General features: G+C 71.8%; 2 protein-coding genes and 1 pseudogene. 1 reads left to right on the top strand and 2 read right to left on the bottom strand.

Annotated features, from left to right (window positions below; genetic code table 11):
- Positions 1 to 64: 64 nt before the first annotated feature.
- Complete coding sequence (locus tag GTW43_RS11325) at positions 65 to 1,159, bottom strand: DUF5925 domain-containing protein (protein WP_161301526.1); 1,095 nt, start codon at positions 1,157 to 1,159, stop codon at positions 65 to 67.
- A gap of 129 nt (positions 1,160 to 1,288) precedes the next feature.
- Here GTW43_RS11325 and GTW43_RS11320 point away from each other — a divergent pair, with 129 nt between their 5' ends.
- Positions 1,289 to 2,710, top strand: coding sequence for a xylan 1,4-beta-xylosidase (locus tag GTW43_RS11320; RefSeq protein ID WP_161301525.1), 1,422 nt, complete (start codon positions 1,289 to 1,291; stop codon positions 2,708 to 2,710).
- Between the two features lie 81 nt (positions 2,711 to 2,791).
- Here GTW43_RS11320 and GTW43_RS11315 read toward each other — a convergent pair.
- Positions 2,792 to 4,832: pseudogene (locus GTW43_RS11315) on the bottom strand (lipopolysaccharide biosynthesis protein); the annotation flags it as partial.

Raw genomic sequence — 4,832 nt, 5'->3', positions numbered from 1 at the left:
CGCGGGGAACTGCGCGACCAGCCCCCACCGGACGGAGAGCCGAAAGCAGGACCCCGGCCCGGGGCTACAGATACAGCCCCGCATCCGCAGAACCCCGGGGATCCGGCACAGCCGTCGGAGACACCCCGCGGCGCAACGCGTACAACTCCGCCAGCGTCGCCCCCGCATGCCCCACCCCCTCCTCCGTCCCGAGCCACTCCACCGACTCGGCCCGGCTGAGCGCCCCCACCTCGATACGGGCCAGACAGCGCCCGGGCCGCACCACCGCGGGGTGCAGCCGCTCCAGGTCCTCGTTGGTGGTGACACCCACCAGCACGTTCCGCCCCTGGCCGAGCAGGCCGTCGGTCAGGTTGAGCAGCCGCGACAGGGCCTGCCCCGCGGTGTGCTTGGCCTCGCCGCGGATCAGCTCGTCGCAGTCCTCGAGCAGCAGCAGCCGCCACCGGCCGTTTGCCGAGCCGTCGTCCTCGCCGATCGCGATGTCCATCAGGTAGCCGACGTCGGTGAACAGGCGCTCCGGGTCGAGCACACAGTCCACCTGGCACCAGTCCCGCCAGGACCGGGCCAGGGTGCGCAGCGCCGAGGTCTTGCCGGTGCCGGGCGGACCGTGCAGCAGGAGCAGCCGGCCCGCGATGTCCTCGGGCCGCGTCGTCATCAGGGTGTCCATCGCCTCGGCCACCGGCGCCGTGTAGTTGGCCCGGACCTCGTCCCACGTGCCGGCCGCGATCTGCCGGGTCGTGCGGTGCGGACCGCGGCGCGGCGAGACGTACCAGAAGCCCATCGTCACGTTCTCCGGCTGGGGTTCGGGCTCGTCGGCCGCACCGTCGGTGGCCTGCTTCAGGACGGTCTCGGCGAGCTCGGCCGTCGTGGCCGTGACCGTGACGTCCGCGCCCCTGTTCCACCGGGAGACGAGCAGCGTCCAGCCGTCGCCCTCGGCGAGCGTGGCGCTGCGGTCGTCGTCACGCGCGGAGCGCAGCACCCGGGCCTGTGGCGGCAGCAGCGTCGCGCTGGAGCGGACCCGGTCGATGTTCACCGCATGGGAGTGCGGCTGCTCGCCCTTGGCGAAGCGGCCGAGGAAGAGCGCGTCGACGACGTCGGCGGGCGAGTCGCTGTCGTCGACCCCCAGCCGGACCGGCAGCGCGTCGAACGGGTTCTCAGACATGCCGCCATGATCCGGCACGAATGCGCTGCCCGCACAGGATTTACGCAGCGCGTCCCGTCCCGGCTTGTGACGGCCTTGTGGCATCGGAGTCTGTCCCTCCGCCGACGGCCCTCGGTAATCTTGCCCTTGATGGGACGTCATGGGTGGAATTCGGGGGCGGGGCGGTGGCGGCTCACCGCGCTCGTCGGCGTGGGACTGGCCGTACTGGCCCTGGTGCTGACCGTGCTCAGCACCCTGCCCGACCAGGGATCCGGCGCCGAGGGCACCACGGCCGACGGCGACAAGGTGCACGGCACGCCGGGGGAGCCGTCGAAGCAGCGGGGACCCGAGGTCGGCTGGGGCTTCACCCACACGCAGTTCTCCGCGGACGAGGGGCCGGCCGAGGCGACCGCGCGCGCCGAGAAGCTGCTCGGCGCACACCCGATGCCGCAGAACCAGCACATCATGGGCTGGGGCGCGGACAACCCCGAGCCCGTGGAGGGCCGTTACGACTTCGAGGCGATGGACCGCCGCATCGACTTCGTCCGCGCGTCCGGCGGCACCCCGGTCGTCACGCTGTGCTGCGCGCCGGACTGGATGAAGGGCGGCAGGTCCGGCGTCGACAGCACCGACTGGAGCAAGGCCAGCCTGGAGAAGGCGCCCGACCCGGAGCACTTCCAGGACTTCGCGGACCTCGCGGTGACGGTCGCCAAGCGCTATCCGGACGTCCGCCACTTCATCGTGTGGAACGAGTTCAAGGGCTTCTGGAACGACGGGGAGTCCCGCTGGGACTACGAGGGCTACACCAAGCTCTACAACCTCGTCTACAAGGCCCTCAAGAAGGTCGACAAGGACATCATGGTCGGCGGCCCCTACCTGGTGATGGACAGCCTCGACCCGAAGCAGACCGAGGGCACGTCCGACGAGGTCAAGGGCGCCTGGGGGCGCATGGACCAGCGGATCGTCGACGCGTTCGACTACTGGAACGCGCACCGGGCGGGCGCCGACTTCGTCGTCGTCGACGGCTCCAGCTACACCAACGACGACGAGCTGCTGCCCGACGAGTTCGGCGCCACCGACAAGCTCACCGCGGTCAGCCGCTGGATCGAACGGCAGACGGACGGGCTGCCGTTGTGGTGGGCCGAGTACTACGTGGAGCCCGCCGACAGCAAGGACGAGCGGCAGGGCTGGAGCGAACCCCACCGGGTCGCCGTGCAGGCCGCCGGCCTGATCGCGCTGGCCCGCGGCGGCGCCACCTCCGGCTTCTACTGGAACCCGGAGGACGAGAAGGGCGCCTCCTGCGCCGGGTGCCTGTGGCGCCCCACCGACCGCGCGTCCGGGGGCGCGGCGCTGCCCATGTTCGGCCTGGTCTCGCGGTTCGACGAGGAGTTCGGCCCCGGCACCACGTACGAGAAGGTCGACGTCGCCCCCGACGACCGGCCCAACGTGCGCGTCCTCGCCGACGACAAGGCGGTCCTCGTGGTCAACACGCTGAACAGGGCGATCGACGCGAAGATCGACGGCAAGCGGTTCCAGATGCAGGGCTACGAGGTGAAGTGGCTGCGCCGGTAGGGGTGCTCGGGGCAGAGACCGGGCGCCCGGTCCTCCGACATGCGCCGCGCTCGGCCCGGCCCGGGCCGAGCGCGGCAAATCTCAGTGCAGGCCCATCGTGAGGAACCGCTGGACCAGCGAGGCCAGCACCACCGCGAGCAGCGGCAGTGAGAACCAGAAGCTGCTCTGGAGTCGGCGCAGGGTGCGCACGCTCGGCCGGGCCGCGACCCGCAGGACCTCGCGCGCCGTCAGGAGCACGATCAGGGCGACGGTGGCGAGCGCGCCCACCACGGTCCACGGCGTCCAGGTGATCTGCGGGCCGACCGGCCCGGGTTCGGCCTGGGCGACCGCGCCCGGCGGCTCCTCGCGCAGCCGGTACATCGTCACGTCCTCGTTGACGTACACCTTGCGCAGCTCGGGGCGCCGGTCCAGGTTCTCCGTCAGCCGCGCCGGCCAGGTCCGCGAGTAGCCCACGTCGAGCTGGAGATAGACCACCTGGCTCTTGTTGATCATCAGGTACGAGTTCGGTCCCGCGTCCTTGAGCGCCTTGACGAGCCCGCCGACGAGGACCGGGTCCACGGGCGCGAGCGTCGGCACGTACTGGACCTTTTCCATGTCGCGGGCGCCCCAGGGCAGCGCCGGGGTGACGTTGTCGACCGTGTCGTTGCTCATCCACAGCAGCCGGACCGTCGGCTCGTCGTGGGCGTAGACGTAGTCCATCGCCGCGACCTCGCCCGGTCTGATGCGCTCGAACGGCTCGTTGCCCCAGCGCGCCACGAGGAACCCGCCGAACAGGACCAGGCCCGCCATCAGCGCCGCCAGCGGCGCCAGGCTGATCCGGTCCCTGTCCCGCTCCTTCGGCGTGACGCCCGTGCGCGGGAACAGGGCGAGCGCCGCCAGTAGCGCGGCGCCCGGCAGCGCGAACATGAAGACGCGCAGCGCCATCTCGCCGCCGTAGGACTGCATCCCGAAGCCGAGGAACGGCACGAACGTCAGGATCAGGAGCGCACGCTCCCGGTACTTCCAGTCGCGCCGCCGCCACCAGCCCCAGCAGGCGAACGCCAGCACGCCGCCGGCGAGCAGCACCCGCACGTACAGGACCAGCTTGTGCGACGAACTGCCGCCCTGGATCCGGCCGGAGACGGAGGACGTGACATTGCCCCCGACTCCGCCGACCCCGCCGAACAGGTCGTTGAAGTGCCCCGACCAGTACGGCTCGGCCAGGAAGCCCAGCCACGCCGTGACGATCACGCCGAACAGGAGCGGCAGGCCGCGCAGTTCGCAGCGGCCCGCCATCACGAGCACCGCGAGCACGCCCAGCATCACGAACGGCGTCAGCTGGTGCGCCGGCACCGTCGCCGCGAACAGCGCGATCAGTACCACGAGCAGCACGGCACGTTGGCGCCGGTCGGTCGGCTCCACCTCCGTCTCGCCCGGCCGGCGCCCCGACCACAGGACGCGCGGCGCCCGGAACCAGACCAGCAGGATCGCGACGAAGACGAGGTAGAGCAGATACGTGAAGCCCTGCGGCGAGAAGTAGTCCTGGCCGACCCAGCCGCTCAGGACGAAGATCCACAGCCCGGTCCACTTGGCCTTCCAGCTCGCCCGCACCGAGCGCAGCAGCAGGAACATCGGCGCCAGGTACAGCAGTTGGATCGCCGTCGGCCACCAGCGGATGACCTCGCCCAGGTCGTCCACCCCGCAGGCCTGCGCGAGGAACGCGGCCGCCGCGAAGAAGCCGGGCCAGCTCCAGCGGGCGTCCAGGTCCGGGACCGCGGCGCCCGTGCGGTCGATGTAGTCCATGAAGCCGAGGTGCTGCCAGGCGGTCGCGAACCGCGGCTCCGTCTCGATCACGGCCGGCAGCGCGTGCAGCGACACCACGGTCGCGAGCAGCGTCAGCAGCAGCAGCCACCTGTGCGGCCGTTCGAGCCAGAGGAGCGAGGCGAAGACGCCGATCAGGAGCGCACCGCCGAGCAGGGTGACGGGGGACAGGACGGAGACGAGGCCGAGCCCGCCCATCCCGTCCAGGTCCGCGTCGCTCATCCCGAGCACCGGACCCCAGTACAGGCCGAGCCCGGCCACCAGGAGCAGCGCGAGCACCACGACGGCCGGGGTCGGCCGGGTCCGCCCGCCGCGCCCGCCC

The organism is Streptomyces sp. SID5785 (assembly GCF_009870065.1).
GTDB lineage: Bacteria > Actinomycetota > Actinomycetes > Streptomycetales > Streptomycetaceae > Streptomyces.
Note: the sequence above shows the minus strand (reverse complement) of the source record. Positions and strands in the feature narration are given on the sequence as shown.

Bases quoted from the DNA above. Each gene is read 5' to 3' on its own strand.
- GTW43_RS11325 (WP_161301526.1), bottom strand. From the start codon at position 1,159: ATGTCTGAGAACCCGTTCGACGCGCTGCCGGTCCGGCTGGGGGTCGAC.
- GTW43_RS11320 (WP_161301525.1), top strand. From the start codon at position 1,289: ATGGGACGTCATGGGTGGAATTCGGGGGCGGGGCGGTGGCGGCTCACC.